The sequence below is a fragment of the Mesorhizobium sp. WSM4829 genome (assembly GCF_055811475.1).
Genome location: NZ_JBVVQJ010000006.1, coordinates 164,728 through 182,588 on the forward strand (window position 1 = coordinate 164,728; position 17,861 = coordinate 182,588).

The window sequence follows — 17,861 nt, forward strand, 5'->3', positions numbered from 1 at the left end:
TCGCCGGACCGCTCAGCCGAACCGGCCGGTGATGTAGTCCTGGGTGCGCTTGTCGTCGGGGTTGGTGAACATCTTGTCGGTCGCGCCCTCCTCGACTAGGTAGCCGAGATGGAACATCGCCGTGCGTTGCGACACGCGCGCCGCCTGCTGCATCGAATGGGTAACGATGACGATCGTATAGTTCTGGCGCAGTTCGTCGATCAGTTCCTCGACGCGAGCGGTGGCGATTGGATCGAGCGCCGAACAGGGCTCGTCCATCAGGATCACTTCCGGCGACACGGCGATGGCGCGCGCAATGCACAGACGCTGCTGCTGTCCGCCGGACAGACCGGTTCCCGACTCGAGCAGGCGATCCTTGACCTCGTTGAACAGGCCGGCCTTCTTCAGGCTCGATTCGACGATGCCGTCCAACTCGGCCTTGGTCCTGGCCAGGCCGTGAATGCGCGGACCGTAGGCGACGTTTTCGTAGATCGACTTCGGAAACGGGTTCGGCTTCTGGAACACCATGCCGACGCGAGCTCGCAGCTCGACGACATCGATTTTCGGGTCGTAGACATCCTCGCCGTCGAGCGTGATCTTGCCGCTCACCCGCGCGATATCGATGGTGTCGTTCATTCGGTTCAGGCAACGCAGGAACGTCGACTTGCCGCAGCCCGATGGGCCGATCAACGCCGTCACCTGATGCTCGCGGACATCGAGATCGACGTCGAACAGTGCTCGCTTCTCGCCGTAGTGAACGGAGACCTTTTCGCCCTTCATCTTGATCGAAGGGGCGTTGGTTGCGCTGCTCAGTTTCTGCTCGACGCCGGCTTCCGTCATGATGTTCATATCCTCTACTCCTTACCAGCGCCGCTCGAAGCGCCTGCGCAGTATCACCGCGATGGCATTCATGATGACCAAAAACACCAGCAAAATCAAAATCGCCGCCGAAGTCTTCTGCTGGAACCCCGCTTCCGGGAAATCCGCCCACATGAATATCTGCACCGGCAGGATCGTTGCGGGATCGGTGAAGCCGCCGGGAATGTCGACGATGAAGGCGACCATGCCGATCATCAGCAACGGCGCGGTTTCGCCGAGCGCATGCGCCATTCCGAGGATGGTGCCGGTCATGATGCCCGGCATCGCCAGCGGCAGGACGTGATGGAATACGGTCTGGACCTTGGACGCTCCGATGCCAAGCGCCGCCTCGCGGATCGACGGCGGCACGGCACGCAGCGAAGCGCGCGAGGCGATAATGATGATCGGCAGGGTCATCAGCGCCAGCACCATGCCGCCGACCACCGGGGCTGAGCGCGGCATGCCGAAGAAATTCAGGAATACGGCAAGTCCAAGCAGGCCGAAGACGATCGAAGGCACCGCCGCCAGATTGTTGATATTCACTTCGATCATCGTCGTCAGCCGGTTCTTGGGCGCAAATTCCTCAAGATAGATCGCCGCTGAAACGCCGATCGGGAAGGCGATGGCGAGGGTTACGATCATGGTCAGGAACGATCCGACGACCGCGCCCCAGACACCGGCCAATTCCGGCTCGCGGCTTGCGCCGGTGAAGAAGAAGATCGAGTTGAACCGGCTTTCGATCAGGCCGGCGCTCTTCAGCGTGTCGAGCCAGACGATCACCTTGTCCGAAATCTTTCGCGATGCTTCCGGCGTCTCGATGACGCGCAGGAATGCCTGGCCGCTCGCGGCGGGCGCCGTGCTGTCCAGCGCCTCGATCACCGTGCCTTTTGCGATCACCGTGCCGTTGGCCGCAGGCGACAGCGCGGTCAGCTTGACCGTGCCGCCATTAAACGCGACCAGCAGCGACGACGCGCCGCTCGTCAGCGTAAACATGCCGTTTTCGCCCTCGGTCGCACCATGGCCGCGCGCCAGCGCCAGCATGGCATCGTCGCCGAAGGTCAGATCGATGTCGCCGCTGGTTCCCGAAGGCGTGACGCTTGTCGAAATCGCTTCGTCCGAACCGACGTCGGCAAGCAAACCCTTGAGATAGAGGTCAGCAAAATCGTCAAGTGGAACCGCATAGTCCACCGTTCCTCCGAGCATCCCCGGATCAGCCGCAATATCCTTGCGCAGGAACACGCCTGTGCCGGTGGAAATCAGCCCGCGCAGCAGGCGCTTGTCCTGGCGGCTCGTCACATCCGGAAATTTTGCCGTAAGCGCTTCCTGAGCGATGGCGTCGTAGTTCACTTCATCGAGTTTCGCCGGGTCGACCTTGGCCGCTGAAAGATCGATCGGCAGCGTCACATAGTTCTGCCGCAGCGCCGGAATCGCCTGCGTGACGATCGTCGACAGGAGCAGCACAAGGAACAAGCCAGCCAACGCGACAGCTGCGGCGCCGAGCCATTTGAACCATTTTTCCGTGCGGTAGCGGCCCTTCAGCCGCGCCTTCGCGGCATCGTCGGTATGAATGCTGACCGGCCGTCCGACGGCGCCGAATGACGAGATCGCATCAGTCATATTGCTCTCGGTATTTCTGGACGACGCGCAAAGCGACGATGTTGAGGGTAAGCGTGATGCAGAACAGCACCAGGCCGAGTGCGAAGGCTGCCAGCGTCTTGGCGCTGTCGAACTCCTGGTCGCCCACCAGCAGCGTCACGATCTGCACGGTCACGGTGGTGACCGCTTCGAGCGGATTTGCCGTGAGGTTTGCCGCCAGCCCCGCCGCCATGACCACGATCATCGTTTCGCCGATTGCGCGGCTGACGGCAAGCAGCATCGCCGAAACGATGCCCGGAAGGGCAGCGGGAAGGACCACCTTGCGGATGGTTTCCGACTTGGTCGCGCCGAGGCCGGCAGAACCGTCTCTCAGGGATTGCGGAACGGCGTTGATCACATCGTCGGAAAGCGAGGAAACGAAGGGAATGATCATGATACCCATGACCACGCCTGCGGCGAGCGCGGATTCAGATGCGACGTTGAGGCCCAGGCTTTCGCCGATACCGCGGAAGTAGGGCGCAACCGTCAGCGCGGCGAAGAAGCCGTAGACGACGGTCGGAATGCCGGCGAGGATTTCCAGAACCGGCTTTGCGACCGCGCGGACGCTTTTGGAGGCATAATCCGAAAGGTAGATCGCAGCCATCAGCCCGATAGGCGCAGCCACCAGCATGGCGATGAAGGTGATGAGCAACGTGCCGGCAAAGAGCGGCACCATGCCAAAAATGTCCTCGTTGACCGCCCCGGCCTCGGCTCCCGCGCCGGTGAAGGCGCTCTGCGGCGACCAATGCGTGCCGAACAGGAACTTGTAGAACGGCACCTGTTGGAAGAACCGCAGCGACTCGAATATAAGCGACAGGACGATGCCGATCGTCGTCAGGATCGCGACCACCGAACAGGCGATCAAGAATGCGCGAAGAACGCGCTCGACCACGTGGCGCGCCCGGTAGGCCTGTGCGATGCGTGAATAGGCCCAGTAAAATCCGGACGCGGAAAGCACGAGTGCGACGGTCCAGATGATCCAGGTGCTGGTCGCATGGACCGATTTGTAGAGGGCGGCGGCCGCCTCTTTCGTGGAGTCGGCGAAGCCGACAAGCCCGCCAAAGGCCATCGCGCGAGCGTCGCGGATGAAAGCTTCGACCTGCGGGACGCCCATTCCCGACAACTCGGAGGCGAAGCGGTCGGCAATGATCGACGATTCAATTCCCGGCGTCACCAGCGACCACAACACGATCGCAAGCAGCGCGGGACCGGCAGCAAAAAGCGCCAGAAACATGCCATGCTGGCCAGGCAGCGAATGCAGTCGCGCGACGTCGCCATTGACGCTGGCAATAGCGCGGGTCCGGCCGAGCCAATAGGCAGCAGCGGCCAGAACCACCAGAAGAACAACGAGATAACCGACCATGATTCGGGACGTCCCCTCGACTGCCGGTCATTCACCGGCTCAAAGCACGGGACCTAAGATCCCGCGCTTTGTGCTTTAGGATATGAGGGGTCAGAGCGGTAGGCTCGGACCCCGAAACATCAGGAGCCCATGCCCTTCAGGGCCTTGGCGTTTTCGGCCGACTTGGCGCGCTCGGCGTCCGGCAGCGGGATCAGGCCCTTGTCGGCCAGATAACCATCAGGACCCCATGCAGCATCCGAGGTGTACTCGGCGATGAACTCCTGCATGCCGGGGATGACACCGACATGCTCTTTTTTGGCATAGACAAAGAGCGAGCGGGAAACGCCGTAATCGCCGGATGCGATGTTCTCGAAAGTCGGCTCGACGCCGTCGACCTTGTGGCCCTGCAGCTTGTCGGCGTTCTGGTCAAGGAACGAGAAGCCAAAGACGCCGAAGGCATTGGGGTTGGCTTCCAGCTTCTGGACGATCAGATTGTCGTTTTCGCCCGCCTCGACAAAAGCGCCGTCTTCGCGGATCTCGCCGCAGCCCTTTTCGTTAGCCGCCTTCACTTCTTCCTGGCAGGCCGCATCCATGACGAGCTCGACGAACGCATCGCGCGTGCCGGATGTCGGCGGCGGGCCAAGCACCTCGATTTTTGTCGCGGGAAGCGATGCATCGACATCCGACCAGTTCTTGTAGGGATTGGGGACGACCTTGCCGTCAACAGCGACGTTCTTGGCGAGCGCCTTGAAAACCTGTTCCTTCGTCAGATCGACGACAGTCCCTGCCTTCGAGTTGGCCAGAACGATGCCGTCGAAGCCGACCTTGATTTCGACCGGCGTCACGCCGTTTGCCTTGCAGGTCTTAAGCTCGCTGTCCTTGATGGCGCGCGAGGCATTGGTGAAGTCGGCGGTGTTTTCGCCGACGCCCTGGCAAAACAGCTTCATGCCGCCGCCGGTGCCAGTCGACTCAACGACCGGGGTCTTGATCTTTCCGCTCTGGCCGAGCTTTTCAGCGACAGCCGTCGTGAAGGGGAACACCGTGGACGAACCAACGATTTGAATCTGGTCGCGCGCGGCGGCATAACCAGCCGACGCGGCGAGCGCAAGCGCCGCGGCCGACGCCGTAAGGAGGAATTTCTTCATGTGGCCTGCTCCTGTTCGGAAAAATGGTCTCTCGGCGCCATTCCTTCGGCGCCCGCTGAGGCCATAGCCCCCGATTATTACAGTCACATGACAGTTTGATGTCAGCCCGGTAACCGCCGCACAGCCCTGTCAAAAGGAAGGGCCGCGGGTCTCGCCGGTACAGCCGTGGTTTGCCGCTGGAATCAGCAGCTTGCGCGAATTGCGGCCGGCATTTGCCTGGACGGGCGAACAACTGGCGCCGAAAAAGAAAATCCGGGCGGGAGCGCGTTGCATGCGGCCAAGGAGGTCATGGCCGTGCCATCGCCGAAGCAGGTCCGTTGGGGTAAATCTGACCCTGCTTCTTGCCGGCGGTCGCTGCTCCCGCCCGTAACTGGAGGAGCGGAACTCGAATGCGCTTATTGTTCCAACCGGACGCATGCTTTGGTATGGTGCGATCGCACCATAGTCTTGTCGCAACGCGTCGCCGAATCGGCTGGACCCGACAGGCTGACGTGGCTATCCCGCGCGTGGATTTCCCCGTCCGCGGACCTTTTCGAGCAAGACGCCGCCTGGGGCTAATGGGCTTAGGGCTGATGGGCTTGGGCAGGCAATCGTCCATGCCCGCCCCCAATCGCGCCAAAGTCGCGCCAGGGACGCTGCGGCACTTTGATTTTTGCGCATGATCCCCAGCGAAATCGATTCCGATTCTGCGGGTCATGCGCTAGCCTTGCCCGCAGTGTATTCCGACGGTTGTCGGTAGAACCGAAGCCGCGTTATAGATCCCGCAAGGGTGTTGCCGATGTTGCGACGGATCCTGCCTTTTTTCGTGTGCCCGATGCTGCTGCTAGGGGGCGGCTGCTCGCGCAGCTACGACGGCACCGTCGTCATTCCAAGGCCGCTCGATGTCCGGCGGTTCTGGGACCGGCCGCAGCAGCAGGCGCAAGCCGAACAGCCGCAGTTGCTGCAGACCGATGACTTTCCTGAGGCGCCCGAAACGCCGGAAACAGCGGCGGCCCGCAAAATCGGCACCTCCGCGGCGCCGAGAAGGAAAATCGCCAGGATTGCCAAACAACCGCCGACGCCGTCATCCGAGCCGGCGAAACCGCTCACCTGCAGGAACGTCAGCCAACCCGGGAAACGGGTCCGCATGGTCTGCGAATAGCCAGCCGGCCGCCCCGAAAACGTTGCTGCGCAGCTGCCGCAGCGGTTCGGTCAGACGCGCAGGCCGAGAGCTGACTGGTGGGTTTCGGGCTGCCTGATCGGCGTTGCCGGCAGCCGCGTTGAACCTTATCCGGCCTTCGACGTTAAACAGCCATTGCAGTGCCGCCCGTCGCTTTGGACGCACAACACACGCTGTGGCGTTTTGATTTGGCGCATGGTCCTTCCGAACCGAAGGGCAACGGAGCGGAGATCGATCCCGATCTCTTGGGTGATGCGCTAAATGGTCAAAGGAGACCGAACACATGTCGATTCACTTCACTGTCTCGGACGTGACCAGAAATCTGCTTCACTCGCTGAGACTGGACCATGAGCGCGCGCCGAGACCTCTCAGTCCTGAGCAACGTCTTTTGCTGGAATGCTATCTGGCCGGTCAGATTCCGGAATCGGCCTGGAGCGACTACGTCTTCGAGACGCCGGAATTGGCACGCCATGTCAATGCGAGACGCGGGCAACACTGATATCTGGTGAACCGGTCCGATCGCTCGAGGTGACGCCACCGAACAATTCTTGGCTGAATCGGCGGCCCGATCAGCGTGCCGTTGCGCTTGAAGCCGCGGCTTCCCGGGAACAATAGCCCTCGAGACAAAAAGGCCGGCACATGGCCGACCTTTCCTTCCACCTCGACCGCGCCAGTACATCCGTGGTCACGGGTTGGAGGTGAATTGCCGACCAGTAGATAGCGATTTGGTTAACGAATCCTTAACCGACGGGAACCGCTCGTCGACGCGTCGTGGCCAATCTGATTTGCGTCTTCGTGATCAGTGCAGAAAGTCGTCTTTAAATGCGGCACATATTATTAATCGTTGTACACCAACGTGTTAGCGTATGAGGCATATCGAAGATGCATGTCGCGCAAAAGCATGCCCTCGGGCCTGACCCAGGGCCTGGCCCGAGGCTGCGCAGCGTTTTTGCGATAACGACATGCATAAAAACAAGAACTTAAAGCGCGTCGCATTGGATCCGTTCAGCCGCAACGCGCTTTAGCCTATTCTGGAAGTCGACTTATGGCCGTGCTTGGCGCTCTCCCTCCTGGCGTTCGCTGTCGACCAATTCGCGAAGCAGATTGGCAAGGAGTGGTCGACTGCCTGTGCCGGGGGTTTCCGAAGCGTGACCGAAGTTACTGGATACAGGCGCTGACCCGTTTGGCGCAGCGGCCTCCCGTCGCCGAGTTCCCACAATACGGCTTGGCCTTGGAGAAGGCCGATCGGATCGTCGGCGTTGTGCTGACCCTGTATACCCGTTATCCCGGGCAGGAAGGCGACGAAGTCCGCTGCAACCTTTCAAGCTGGTCCGTCGACGCAGAATTCCGTCCCTATGGCGCCAAATTGGTCACGACGATTCTCAAGCGAAGGGACGTGACCTACACCAATATTTCGCCGGCGCCCGCAACGTTGAAAGCCAACTGGGCGCTCGGCTTTCGCCCCTTCACCACCGGACAATTTGCCTTCTTGCCGGCTTTTAGTTCGGCGCAGCGGTCATGTCGCGTGCTTGAAGCTCGTCCCGATCTTGCGGAAATGGCGATGCTGTCCGACAGCGAGAGATACATACTCTCGGAACACTCAGCACTTGGCTGCCGGTCATTGATTTGCATTTGCGACGGAGCAGCGTTTCCTTTCGTATTGATGCCGCGCCGGATATTGCGCGGTCTTATCCCATCCTATCAGATCGTCTATTGCCGCTCTCTCGCGGATTTGAGCCGGTGCGCAGGTGCCATCGGGCGCTTTCTCTTGCGAAGCGGCATCCTGCTTTGCGTCGTCGACGCCAGGGAGCCGATTGGAGGTCTGTTCGGGTGGTACCGCGCCAACAGCGGGCTGAAATATTTTAGGGGTCCCAGACCACCCTCGCTTGGAGATCTGTCGTTCACCGAGCTTGTAATGTTCGGTCCCTGAACGACAAGCGCAGCATCAGTCATGCCGCACCGCTTCGCAGCTGAAATGCCAAAAGCGAACCCCCGCCTCCCGGGGCGAGGGTCCATTTTTGAAAACGACGATCTGTTACTGAACAGGGGCTGTCTGAGCTGGCGGGGTTGCCGGTGCCGGCGTCATCGTGTCGGCTGGAGGCGGCGGCAATTGGCCAGCGGTTGTCGCCTGCGTTCCTCCCGATTGAGTTTGGTCACACGCCGCCAGGGCAGCAAGCGCCAGGCCGAACGCCGCGAATAAGGGTAGTTTGCGGGTCATATACAGTCCCTTCCATGGACGCCACCCGCAGGCCTGATCATCAGGACCGCTGTCTCCAGGTCAACCGTCGCTTCGTCGTCGACGCTTCAAACATTCTTACGTCCCGTAAAAGGCGGCGGGCCTTCAGGCTCGGTTTAGATAGCAAAACCGTGAGAGTGAAAGCCTCACGCCCCGGCCTGCGACTTCACATGGGCGATATAGCCGCGCACGTCGGCAGCCGGCTCGGCATAGGCCTTGCCGAGCTTCTTTTCGATCGCCGTCATGTACTCCTTCGCCCATTGGGGCAGCGCGTAGTCGATGGCGGCCAGGAATTCGAGCGTCGCCGCCAGGCGGATGTCGGCGATCGACGGGTTCTTGCCGCCGATGAACGGCTTGCCGTTCCTGAAGAAGCTGTGAAAGACCTCCAGCGGCTCGGCTATCGCTGCTATAGCGGCCTTCTGGGCTTCCGCCTTCTTGTCGGGATGAGCGTCGCTGTGGCCGACCTCGCCGGCATATTGCGGGAAATTCAGCGCAGGATAGGTGGCGCGCGCCACATAGGGGTAGAGCGTGCCGATCAGATAGAACATGGCGCTGTCGATCATCGCCCGCTTGGCCGGCGCCTTGGGATATAATTTCTCCAGCCCGTGCTTGTTGGCGAGATACTGCATGATGGCGCAGCTTTCCCACAACACGCCCCTGGGCAGGCCCTTGTCCTCGATCATCGGCGTCAGATGGGCCGGGTTTCGCGCCATATACTCGGGCGAGCGCGTGTGGCCCCATACGTCGGTCTCGGAATGGTCAAGCCCGGCCGCGCGCGCAAACACCCGTACGCTCATATTGTTGACGCTCGGCTTCAGCATGCTGAGCATCAGTGCAGACTTCTTTCCTGATTTCGCCTTGGTCTTCCGCGCCGATTTCGCGGACGCCTTGTCTGCAGCTTTTGCGGCGGCTTTCGTTGCCGGCTTGGCGGAAGCGCCTGATGCCTTGACCGCAGGCGTTGTCGCCTTGGCCGCAGGCTTTGTCGCCTTGGCAGCTGGTTTCGTAGCGGCCTTGGCGGCCGGCTTCTTTGCACTCTTCGTTGTCATCTTTGCCATTGTGTCCTCCCTTTGTTTGGCCTGTTGTCAGAATGGATTTTTCGGCGCGCGGTCTTCTGACAAGGTCGCACGGGAGCGCTCGACCAGCGCCTGGATCGCGTCGGCGAGATGCACTTCGGCGATTGCGTAGTCCCCGCGCGCGACGCGAAGCTTGTGCGCCTGCATCAGCACGTCGGCATGGGTAAATCCCGCCGGCGGCTCGAAACGGTAGGAAGCGAGCTCGATCAGCAGGCCGAGCGGATCCTCGAAATAGATCGAATCCATAAAACCGCGATCCTTGACGCCGCTGTGCTTGATGGCGCGCTCGTCGAGCCGGGCGACCGCCTGCAGGAAGGTGACCCGCGACACCGCAAACGCGATGTGATGGACGCAGCCCGAATCGGTCGGTGTACGCCGTTTGACCGGCGTGCGGCTCTCGTCGGTGAAGATGGTGATCAGCCGGCCGTCGCCCGGATCGAAATAGAGGTGGCTTTCGCTGGCCTTGTCGAGATTGGGCTGCTCGAAGATGAAAGGCATGCCGAGCACGCCTTCCCAGAAGTCGATCGAAATCTGGCGCCCGGCACCGACCAGCGTGATGTGATGGACGCCTTGCGATTGCAATTTCTGCATTGGCCTTCCTCCCTGGCAGCCGGACGCCGTCGTGTTCTCTTCGCCCCCGGTGCCGCTCGCGGTTGTGCTGCCTTGTGCCTGGCACGAGGATTATCAGGAGATGCTAAATCAAGTGGCGACGATGCGCCAGAAGCCGGGCCATAGGACACTTGCATTGGAAGGCCCTGGGTAGCGCAAACGGTAGCTAAGCGCTGCGAGCCTTTCGGCCGCCCTCAAGCTCGATGATCCTTTGAGCCGCCTTCGCGATAAAGCCGGACCGGGTATAACCGTGCGCCTCGGCAAAGGCGTCAATTTGGCTTGGAACATCTTCAGCGAGCGTGATGTTGACGCGGACAGCTTTCTTGGCCTCGGTCTTCACCGCAACCAAGATTGCGACGCCGTCTCGAATATCGGCGTCGGCCATGACATCTTCCAAGCTGGAGGGTTCTGGAATGGCTTCGCCATCTTCCACAAGCCCTTCGATGTGAAGGGCAAGGGCCTCCTCAGCCATAGCACTAGCGTCGTCCAGATCGGTGCCGGCGGTGACAACGCCGGGAAAATCAGGAAAGGACACACCGAAGTCGCTGCCGGTACCGTTACCGCTTCGGCGGATTGTAAGACCACTGGCAACGGTGGCAGGCCATTGCGAGGACGATAACAAGTCTGCAACGGCCTTAGAATCAAAACCCCGCTCCGGCGGGGTTTTGTGTATCGCCGCCTGACTATCCCTTCTTCGGTAAGAGGTTATCGCCTCGCGTTCTCCGCCAGAGGCGCGGGCTTTTTCAAAATGACAGTTCATAAAGTCCGTGGGCATCATGAAGGGCCTGGTGATCTGGTGAGCCAGTTATCCGATCCCCGCTCAGAAATTTCTACCAAACATTCCGGCCCCTAATGCAACCATTCCGTGACCTGCGAGTTGCGGCCCTTGGGCGGGTTGGGACATGCAGACATGGCAAAGCGTGATGCAGCGGGCCATAAGACCCTTGCCGACGCCGTTCGGGAGCTGATCGGCACCGAAGACAATCGTCATCCCGTACACAAGCTGCTTGGGCTGGAGGTCGAACCAGAACTGCCCGCCAACTCTGGCATCATTGTTTGAGGCAATCGGCAAGGCCGGGCGGGACGAAACTCCATAGCTGCCCTTACGGGTCCTGCTAAGGGGAGCCCGTCGCCGTTGAGGGACAAGCGACGAGCCCACAGCGGCTGTGCTTCCACGGAGAACTGACCGCCGCAATTCTAAACACGCGCGAGTTCGTGAAGATCGAATTGGTCGGCGTCAGCTATGCCTGCAACAATGTCCGAGGTGCATCCGAGCAGCTGGTCCAAGCGGGGCCCCAAGTGGAAACGTGCATCGGCCCTCTGCCCTTCAAGCCTTAGGTGGCGAGGAGGAGGGGTACTATGGCCATGAAGCTCTCACTTTAGTTCGCATGAGCCTGTTGGCCCGGATATTCCGACCCCTCCTTTTGACCCCGTTGAACCCGCTCACCCGAATTGTCTATCCGAGCTAGCTCAAGCGGCCGATTTGGGGGCGATCTTTATCGGCTACTAATGACCTGTCGCTTGACGCTGGGGTAGATTGGGTGGGCACGCGCGTCAGGCCGGAGTGTAGGCTGGGGTACGGAAGTCGCAATCTTTGAAGGTCCGTCCCCGGCCGCACTCTTGAGACACCCGCCCCGGGTGGCCTGGGGGCGGCACTAGCCGGTGTAAGACTGACAGGGTGCCCAAGGCTCCGCTGTCTTGGTCCTGTCATCGCTCAGTCACTATTTAGTTGTGCTGCCACTGCACCCCGCGAAGGCAGCTCAAAGCAGCGGGGACTAACCCCAAGCCCCCCACCCGGTCCCCGCTGCTCATTTCACGCCAGGCTCTTCGGACGTCCAGCCCCTTAGACCGAGCAATGCGGCGTCAGCCTCGATGCCATCGGGCAGTGTTGACTGGCGAGCGGTCAAAATTTTACATTAGAAACTTGGAACATAAGTGAGGCAGAACATGTTGGCGCCATGGACAAGAACGATGGCGACAATCTTCCTGAGGGGTTTCCGGGCAACCTGACCGAGGATCCAGTGATCCGAGCCGATATCGCGAAAAGAATTTCGAGAGAAGCTGAGAGTAAAATTGGGCCGCACGGTTTGGTGGTCACGAAGGCCCAGGCGGGATCGCAATCTGGTCGACGAACTGGAAAGAGCTGACCCCGCCCTCGACAGCCAGCCGTCTGTGCTTCCGTTCCTGGTTCTGTATGTGCTCTCAATGTTGGGCTTGGCATGGTACGCCCTCGCTGGCAGGTATTTTCTATAGCGCCTGAGTTTCCGTTACGCACGGCGAAGGTGTGCACGTCGCAGCCCGAGCTTTGAGTAGCGAGAGCGAGAGTCAATGGGCGGCCCAGCAGTCAGTTGGAGTTGGGCGGGTGGCCGCTGGGCCTGACCGGCGAGGGGGCGTCTGCGGGACGGTCGCCGGCTACTTCTACGATAGGCGGCTAAATGCATCATTTGTAATTTAGTAAAATGGTCACGTTCCGTTCCCCTGGCTGTCAAATCGGATGAGCCTAGAGTCAATTTGGTGCCTAAAAGAGTGAGTGCCGGCGCTGGCACAAGGGGCCGCCAGGACGCGCGAGGTGCTTCGGCGGTGTAGGACAGCGGCCAGCGGGAACGCACGCTGGCGAGGCTCTGTACGGCACGGAAAAACCACGGCGCCCGTGGGCCTGTCCCACAGTGGGTCATCTGCTGGCACCGCAATTGCATGGTCAGCATCGGGGCGAGTGGGGGGCCCCGCCGCTTCGTAAATGGAGCGGCGGGGCTTTTTGCATTTCAGCCATCACCGCAAGTTCGAGCGGCCCGACAGCCACTATTGGGGGTGATCAACAGCCGGCATCCGGGCCTAACCAGCAAACGGGGTAGGTTCGCCGGCTGGGAAGACTGTAGGCCGCTCAAGCATCGCTGCTAACTTAGCAAAACGGCTGTGTTCGGTTCCTCTAGCCCTCAAATCGGATGAGCCTAGACTCGGTTCCATGAGTGGGTGTTCGGGCAGGCTTGTTCAACGCTTTAGTCAGAACGCGCATTTCTTGTATTTAAAGGCACCAACCATCGCATCAAAGCGCTCAAAGTGGGTTGCGTCGATGATGCGGAATGACCATGAAAAGTTCCGGGATACAACAGCGTCCGCACAGGTTAATAGGGCGGAGAAGCGGTCGTTCTCCTCGTTGACTTGCGAGATCGTGCAGGCGCCCCCAACCGGGCCCTTTGCCTTGTTGCCGGTAATGATGAAACCGTTCTCGGACGAATAGGTACGGTCCTTGAAGCGGACTTTCCCCTGGATCTTCTCGAACACCCTCGTGCAGTCGGCGCGTTCCCCGACCCAAACGCCTTGCAAAACCTCAAGAGCATCGGCCCATGCTACGGATGCGCTAGCGGCGAAAAGTGCCGATCCCAGGAGCAGTGCTGCCTTCGAACGATTGGACCGCCATCTCAGTGCTGCTATGACGAGGTGCATCAGGAATCTCCAAAGCGGTTTCAGTTGACGCCCCTCCAACCGCAAAAGCGGAAGTCACTAGAAAGCTTTTACCGGCAGAATGTTGAAAGACTAAGGCCACTAGCTTTGGTTCGATGCAAGCTTCCTCCGAATTGCGCTAATGGCGTTGACGATCGCCTCCGCTGCCTGGCGGTCGAGCGCAACATCCAGGCGGCCTTCTGTCGTCTGGTTGAGAGGATTCCGAGATTGCCGATCTTGTCCGTGACCGTTCCGACATGAATCTCTGTCGGCACATAAGGCGGCTTTTCCATAGGACCCATCGCTTACCTCCTGGTAGCGGTGTGCTGCTGGAGATCTCTCCTTTGACAACTCCCAAGGGCAGCATCGCGCCGATCTGGCGCAAAGGCAAGCCAGAGCAATCCGCATAAAGGGCTATCGGCATAAAAGTGTAGTTTCAAGTGCAAGGGCGCGCTGACGATTCCCGCGTTATTTCTTCCTCAACCTCACCCCGGCGCCGCCGCCGTTCTCCGGGATGAACTCGATTCGCCCCTTAGTCATCATTGCTGGCGTCCATGTCACGGCTGTTTGATGCAGAACAGACGCAGATGGCGGCCGCCCGTGAGGCATGTTGCTACAATCCTGCCGTTTGCATCTGATTGGAGTGCCGGACCACTCGCTGAGATGCTTCGGCCGGCATCAGAGAAGCAGTAGGCGCTCAGCAGGAGTTCGCCAGCATCGCACGATGCACCAGCGCTCACCGCGTCAACGATCCGATATGCCGAGCCGGCTGGCTCTTGTGGTGAGTCACCGCAGCCCGTCAGGATTGCGGCCGCAAGCAATATCGCGGACAGCGGGATGGTCGGTCGCCCTTTACACATCATCATCACCGACGATCCCGCCCTCATTTTCCAGCCTTTCGATCGCCTTGACCTCACGGCGGTTGAACTTCAGGCGGACACCCGCACCGCCTCCATTTTCAGGGATAAAGACGACGCCGGCGGATTCGAGAGCGCGCTTCACCTTGTCTCGGGTATCAGTTCGCTGAAATTCGCCGGGGTTTATTCGGTGGATATTCGATAAAATCGGCCCGGTGAGGCTTAAGTGCTTGATTTTGCTGGTACGCCCAAGGGGAATCGAACCCCTGTTCCCGCCGTGAGAGGGCGGTGTCCTGACCGCTAGACGATGGGCGCGTTCAAGAACCGGCGATATAGGCTGACGGCCGGGAAAAAGCAACTGGGCTTCTGGCAGTCAATGATGTCGGGAAAATATCCGTTGCAGGCCTATCGTTTTGGCTCGATCAGGTCCCAGAGATTGCCATGGAGATCGGCGAAAACCGCCACAGTGCCATAGGGCTCAACGCGGGGCGCCTCACGGAATTCAACGCCCTTTTCGAGCATTGCCGCATGGTCGCGGACAAAATCGTCGGTTTCGAGGAACAAAAAGACGCGGCCGCCGGTCTGGTTGCCGATGCGGCTTGCTTGCATATCGTCCGACGCTTCGGCCAGCAGCAGCCGCGCGCCTTGTCCGTTCGCCGGCGCCACCGTGACCCAGCGCTTGCCGCCGCCGAGATCGACGTCTTCGGTCAGCAAAAAGCCGAGCCTGTCGACATACCAGGCGATCGCCTCGTCGTAATTGGCGACGACAAGCGCGACGGTGGCGACGCGGCGATTTTCGGCGAAACCAATCATTTGTTGCGGATCGAAAAGCGACCGATGATGCGGCGCTCAGTGATGTCGTAGACAAAAATGGCGCGGCTGCCGTCGGCAAGCTCCGCATCGATGGAGACGCGGTTGCCGGAAAGCGACTGGCTGATGACCCTGGCGCCGACCGGCATCACGATGTCGCCGGCCAGCGGCTCGCCTGATGGCACCTGGATGTCGCCGGCAAGGGATGGGGCTGCCGGTGGCGCGCTGCGCGTTTTGTAGACAAGGGCTGCAATCACCACCATAAGGGCGAGGAACAGCAGGCCGAGATTGATGGCGACGAAGCGGACGAGCTTCTTGCGCACCTTTTCGACTTCGGGGTCGAGCGGCTTTTCCTCGTCTTCATCGGCAGCAGCCATGGCAAAACATTCCGGAACGATTTTCGATGAGCGCTCATAACGAAGAGACCCCGATATTGATAGAGGATGGATTGACGGGCGGATCACCAAACGGGGGATCAATCGTGCTGGAAGCAGGCCCCGATGCGGCCGGCCAGCGGCTCGACCAATGGCTGGCGGGCAAGCTCGGCCCGGACATGTCGCGCAGCCGGGTGCAGATGCTGATCCGGCAGGGCGCCGTCAAGGTCGGCGGGCGGCCGGTCAACGAGACCAAACGCAAGATGGCGGCCGGTGACCGCGTATCGGTCGACATGCCGGAGCCGGAGCCGGCGGAGCCGCAAGGCGAGAACATCCCGCTCGACGTCCTCTATGAAGACAATGAATTGATCGTCATCGACAAGCCGCCGGGGCTGGTCGTCCATCCCGGCGCCGGCAACTGGACCGGCACGCTGGTCAACGCGCTGATCCACCATTGCGGCGACAGTCTTTCCGGCATCGGCGGTGTGCGGCGGCCGGGCATCGTCCACCGCCTGGACAAGGAGACCAGCGGCGTCATGGTCGTGGCCAAGACCGACCGCGCCCACAAATCATTGTCGGAGGCGTTTGCCGACCATGGCCTGACCGGCGATCTCAAACGCGCCTATCTGGCGCTGGTCTGGGGCATTCCGATGAGACCGACAGGCACGGTCGACGAGCCGCTCGGTCGCGCCGCCGACCGCGTGCGCCGTGCCGTGGTGCCACTGGGCCGCGACGATGCCCGCCACGCCGTCACCCATTTCACGGTGGTCGAGCGCTTTGGCGAGCAGCAAAAGGAGTTTGCCACGGCGAGCCTGGTCGAATGCCGGCTCGAGACCGGCCGCACCCATCAGATCCGCGTCCACATGGCTCATATCGGCCATCCGGTCGTCGGCGATCCCGATTACGGCCAGGCCTTTCGCACCAAGGCGAACCGGCTGCCCGAGCCGCTGAAAGGCCAGGTGAAGGCCTTTCCGCGACAGGCATTGCATGCCCGCCTGCTTGAATTTCGGCATCCGACTACCCATTTACCGATGAGGTTCGAGGCGCCGCTACCGAGCGACATGGAGGAACTCGTGGACGGCTTCCGCAGACTCTGAACCGGCTTCATCCATTCAAAACCAGATCGGCAAAAACCTGACCCGCGTTGTTCACTTTGGCGTGACACACTGTTTCGTGTTGAACCAAATGCTGTCCTTTCTGGTTTTGTTCCTGTATACATCCGCTGTCGCGAACGAGCCTTTTGGCGTTCGCGATTTATGCCCGCCGCGTTAGGGGGCACCACTCCAAGAGAGAGGGGCGCTATCATGGCCCAGTCACTACCCAGTATCGTTTCCGGCGAAGGCGGTCTCAGCCGCTACCTGGAAGAAATCCGTCGCTTTCCGATGCTTCAGCCGCAGGAAGAGTACATGCTCGCCAAGCGTTATGCTGAGCACGAGGACACAACGGCTGCGCACAAGCTCGTCACCAGCCACCTTCGGCTCGTCGCCAAGATCGCCATGGGCTATCGCGGCTACGGCCTGCCGATCGGCGAGGTGATCTCGGAAGGCAATGTCGGCCTGATGCAGGCCGTCAAGAAATTCGAACCGGAGCGCGGCTTCCGGCTCGCCACCTACGCGATGTGGTGGATCAAGGCGTCGATCCAGGAATACATCCTGCGCTCGTGGAGCCTGGTCAAGATGGGCACCACCGCCAACCAGAAGCGGCTGTTCTTCAACCTTCGCAAGGTGAAGGGCAAGATCCAGGCGCTCGACGACGGCGACTTGAAGCCCGAGCAGATCGCCGAGATCGCCACCCGCCTCAACGTGTCGGAAGCGGAAGTGGTGTCGATGAACCGCCGCCTGTCGGGCGACGCCTCGCTCAACGCGCCGATCCGGGCGAGCGAGGGCGAGTCCGGTGAGTGGCAGGACTGGCTGGTCGATGACCACGAAAGCCAGGAAGAGGCGCTGATCGAGCAGGACGAACTGGAAAACCGGCGCGGCATGCTGTCTGGCGCTCTTGCCGTGCTCAACGAGCGCGAGCGGCGTATCTTCGAGGCGCGCCGCCTGGCCGAGGAGCCGCTGACGCTGGAAGAGCTGTCGGCCGAGTTCGACATCAGCCGCGAGCGTGTGCGCCAGATCGAGGTGCGCGCCTTCGAGAAGGTGCAGGACGCGGTCAAGGCCGCAGCCAAGCGCCAGATGCAGGCGCTGCGCACCATCGAGGCGCAGCCGGCGGTATAAAACCTCCGGCGGAAACAAATAGCGGCGGGGGGCGGGGAAAGGGGGGGCCGGGTTTTTTGGGGGGGGGGCGGGCGGGGGGGGGGGTTTTTAAAAATACGGGGCCCCCCGGCGGGGTGGGGGGGGGGGG

Annotated in this window: 18 protein-coding genes and 1 tRNA gene; 8 read left to right on the top strand and 11 right to left on the bottom strand. The window is 60.9% G+C overall.

The window, feature by feature from the left end; genetic code table 11:
- Nucleotides 1–12 precede the first annotated feature (12 nt).
- The 4 genes from pstB to AC0L17_RS08455 form a co-directional block, all read right to left on the bottom strand.
- Nucleotides 13–828 carry a phosphate ABC transporter ATP-binding protein PstB gene (pstB, locus tag AC0L17_RS08440; RefSeq protein WP_091593253.1) on the bottom strand — a complete coding sequence of 272 codons (816 nt, stop codon included), beginning with the start codon at nt 826–828 and terminating at the stop codon, nt 13–15.
- A gap of 12 nt (nt 829–840) precedes the next feature.
- Nucleotides 841–2,454 (bottom strand): phosphate ABC transporter permease PstA, encoded by a 1,614-nt coding sequence (gene pstA / locus AC0L17_RS08445; RefSeq protein WP_473515469.1) that lies wholly within the window; start codon nt 2,452–2,454, stop codon nt 841–843.
- A complete protein-coding gene (gene pstC / locus AC0L17_RS08450; RefSeq protein ID WP_473515470.1) occupies nt 2,447–3,835 on the bottom strand; it encodes a phosphate ABC transporter permease subunit PstC in 1,389 nt (462 codons plus the stop codon). The genes pstA and pstC overlap by 8 nt, the downstream gene beginning before the upstream one ends.
- 119 nt (nt 3,836–3,954) lie before the next feature.
- The gene (locus AC0L17_RS08455; RefSeq protein ID WP_091593258.1) at nt 3,955–4,959 is read right to left on the bottom strand and encodes a PstS family phosphate ABC transporter substrate-binding protein; all 1,005 of its coding nucleotides are present in this window, start codon (nt 4,957–4,959) and stop codon (nt 3,955–3,957) included.
- 814 nt (nt 4,960–5,773) lie between these two features.
- On the opposite strand from AC0L17_RS08455, the gene AC0L17_RS08460 reads away from it, so the two are divergent.
- From AC0L17_RS08460 to AC0L17_RS08470, 3 genes are all read left to right on the top strand, one after another.
- Nucleotides 5,774–6,100, top strand: a complete 327-nt coding sequence (locus AC0L17_RS08460; protein WP_473515471.1) for a hypothetical protein — start codon at nt 5,774–5,776, stop codon at nt 6,098–6,100.
- Nucleotides 6,101–6,401: 301 nt separating this feature from the next.
- Nucleotides 6,402–6,617, top strand: a complete 216-nt coding sequence (locus AC0L17_RS08465; protein WP_473515472.1) for a hypothetical protein — start codon at nt 6,402–6,404, stop codon at nt 6,615–6,617.
- Nucleotides 6,618–7,163: 546 nt separating this feature from the next.
- The gene (locus AC0L17_RS08470) at nt 7,164–8,048 is read left to right on the top strand and encodes a hypothetical protein (RefSeq protein ID WP_236368840.1); all 885 of its coding nucleotides are present in this window, start codon (nt 7,164–7,166) and stop codon (nt 8,046–8,048) included.
- Between the two features lie 452 nt (nt 8,049–8,500).
- Here AC0L17_RS08470 and AC0L17_RS08475 read toward each other — a convergent pair whose 3' ends face one another.
- From AC0L17_RS08475 to AC0L17_RS08485, 3 genes are all read right to left on the bottom strand, one after another.
- The gene (locus AC0L17_RS08475) at nt 8,501–9,409 is read right to left on the bottom strand and encodes a glutathione S-transferase family protein (RefSeq protein ID WP_473515473.1); all 909 of its coding nucleotides are present in this window, start codon (nt 9,407–9,409) and stop codon (nt 8,501–8,503) included.
- A 27-nt stretch (nt 9,410–9,436) separates the two neighbouring features.
- Entirely contained in the window at nt 9,437–10,018 is a 582-nt protein-coding gene (locus AC0L17_RS08480; RefSeq protein ID WP_473515474.1) for a VOC family protein, read from the bottom strand.
- Nucleotides 10,019–10,202: 184 nt separating this feature from the next.
- On the bottom strand, nt 10,203–10,610 hold the full coding sequence (locus AC0L17_RS08485) for a type II toxin-antitoxin system HicB family antitoxin (protein WP_473515521.1): 408 nt from the start codon (nt 10,608–10,610) through the stop codon (nt 10,203–10,205).
- 336 nt (nt 10,611–10,946) lie between these two features.
- Here AC0L17_RS08485 and AC0L17_RS08490 point away from each other — a divergent pair, with 336 nt between their 5' ends.
- Together AC0L17_RS08490 and AC0L17_RS08495 are read left to right on the top strand one after the other, a co-directional pair.
- Nucleotides 10,947–11,096 (top strand): hypothetical protein, encoded by a 150-nt coding sequence (locus AC0L17_RS08490; protein WP_473515475.1) that lies wholly within the window; start codon nt 10,947–10,949, stop codon nt 11,094–11,096.
- 898 nt (nt 11,097–11,994) lie between these two features.
- Nucleotides 11,995–12,183, top strand: coding sequence for a hypothetical protein (locus AC0L17_RS08495; RefSeq protein ID WP_473515476.1), 189 nt, complete (start codon nt 11,995–11,997; stop codon nt 12,181–12,183).
- 853 nt (nt 12,184–13,036) lie between these two features.
- On the opposite strand, the gene AC0L17_RS08500 is transcribed toward AC0L17_RS08495, so the two are convergent.
- Entirely contained in the window at nt 13,037–13,480 is a 444-nt protein-coding gene (locus AC0L17_RS08500; RefSeq protein ID WP_023797081.1) for a hypothetical protein, read from the bottom strand.
- Nucleotides 13,481–14,314: 834 nt separating this feature from the next.
- Here AC0L17_RS08500 and AC0L17_RS08505 point away from each other — a divergent pair.
- A complete protein-coding gene (locus AC0L17_RS08505) occupies nt 14,315–14,539 on the top strand; it encodes a hypothetical protein (protein WP_473515477.1) in 225 nt (74 codons plus the stop codon).
- 35 nt (nt 14,540–14,574) lie between these two features.
- Here the strand turns inward: AC0L17_RS08505 and AC0L17_RS08510 are convergent.
- The 3 genes from AC0L17_RS08510 to AC0L17_RS08520 form a co-directional block, all read right to left on the bottom strand.
- Nucleotides 14,575–14,649, bottom strand: a tRNA-Glu gene (locus AC0L17_RS08510).
- A 90-nt stretch (nt 14,650–14,739) separates the two neighbouring features.
- Nucleotides 14,740–15,147: a VOC family protein gene (locus AC0L17_RS08515; protein WP_473515478.1), complete on the bottom strand. Its 408-nt coding sequence runs from the start codon at nt 15,145–15,147 to the stop codon at nt 14,740–14,742.
- Complete coding sequence (locus AC0L17_RS08520; RefSeq protein WP_473515479.1) at nt 15,144–15,521, bottom strand: fimbrial protein; 378 nt, start codon at nt 15,519–15,521, stop codon at nt 15,144–15,146. The genes AC0L17_RS08515 and AC0L17_RS08520 overlap by 4 nt, the downstream gene beginning before the upstream one ends.
- 26 nt (nt 15,522–15,547) lie before the next feature.
- Here AC0L17_RS08520 and AC0L17_RS08525 point away from each other — a divergent pair, with 26 nt between their 5' ends.
- A complete protein-coding gene (locus tag AC0L17_RS08525) occupies nt 15,548–16,615 on the top strand; it encodes an RluA family pseudouridine synthase (protein ID WP_473515480.1) in 1,068 nt (355 codons plus the stop codon).
- Between the two features lie 207 nt (nt 16,616–16,822).
- Nucleotides 16,823–17,734, top strand: coding sequence for an RNA polymerase sigma factor RpoH (rpoH, locus tag AC0L17_RS08530; RefSeq protein ID WP_473515481.1), 912 nt, complete (start codon nt 16,823–16,825; stop codon nt 17,732–17,734).
- Nucleotides 17,735–17,861: the final 127 nt, after the last annotated feature.

Bases quoted from the DNA above. Each gene is read 5' to 3' on its own strand.
- pstB (WP_091593253.1), bottom strand. From the start codon at position 828: ATGAACATCATGACGGAAGCCGGCGTCGAGCAGAAACTGAGCAGCGCA.
- pstA (WP_473515469.1), bottom strand. From the start codon at position 2,454: ATGACTGATGCGATCTCGTCATTCGGCGCCGTCGGACGGCCGGTCAGC.
- pstC (WP_473515470.1), bottom strand. From the start codon at position 3,835: ATGGTCGGTTATCTCGTTGTTCTTCTGGTGGTTCTGGCCGCTGCTGCC.
- AC0L17_RS08455 (WP_091593258.1), bottom strand. From the start codon at position 4,959: ATGAAGAAATTCCTCCTTACGGCGTCGGCCGCGGCGCTTGCGCTCGCC.
- AC0L17_RS08460 (WP_473515471.1), top strand. From the start codon at position 5,774: ATGCTGCTGCTAGGGGGCGGCTGCTCGCGCAGCTACGACGGCACCGTC.
- AC0L17_RS08465 (WP_473515472.1), top strand. From the start codon at position 6,402: ATGTCGATTCACTTCACTGTCTCGGACGTGACCAGAAATCTGCTTCAC.
- AC0L17_RS08470 (WP_236368840.1), top strand. From the start codon at position 7,164: ATGGCCGTGCTTGGCGCTCTCCCTCCTGGCGTTCGCTGTCGACCAATT.
- AC0L17_RS08475 (WP_473515473.1), bottom strand. From the start codon at position 9,409: ATGGCAAAGATGACAACGAAGAGTGCAAAGAAGCCGGCCGCCAAGGCC.
- AC0L17_RS08480 (WP_473515474.1), bottom strand. From the start codon at position 10,018: ATGCAGAAATTGCAATCGCAAGGCGTCCATCACATCACGCTGGTCGGT.
- AC0L17_RS08490 (WP_473515475.1), top strand. From the start codon at position 10,947: ATGGCAAAGCGTGATGCAGCGGGCCATAAGACCCTTGCCGACGCCGTT.
- AC0L17_RS08495 (WP_473515476.1), top strand. From the start codon at position 11,995: ATGGACAAGAACGATGGCGACAATCTTCCTGAGGGGTTTCCGGGCAAC.
- AC0L17_RS08500 (WP_023797081.1), bottom strand. From the start codon at position 13,480: ATGCACCTCGTCATAGCAGCACTGAGATGGCGGTCCAATCGTTCGAAG.
- AC0L17_RS08505 (WP_473515477.1), top strand. From the start codon at position 14,315: ATGGTCGGTCGCCCTTTACACATCATCATCACCGACGATCCCGCCCTC.
- AC0L17_RS08515 (WP_473515478.1), bottom strand. From the start codon at position 15,147: ATGATTGGTTTCGCCGAAAATCGCCGCGTCGCCACCGTCGCGCTTGTC.
- AC0L17_RS08520 (WP_473515479.1), bottom strand. From the start codon at position 15,521: ATGGCTGCTGCCGATGAAGACGAGGAAAAGCCGCTCGACCCCGAAGTC.
- AC0L17_RS08525 (WP_473515480.1), top strand. From the start codon at position 15,548: ATGAGCGCTCATAACGAAGAGACCCCGATATTGATAGAGGATGGATTG.
- rpoH (WP_473515481.1), top strand. From the start codon at position 16,823: ATGGCCCAGTCACTACCCAGTATCGTTTCCGGCGAAGGCGGTCTCAGC.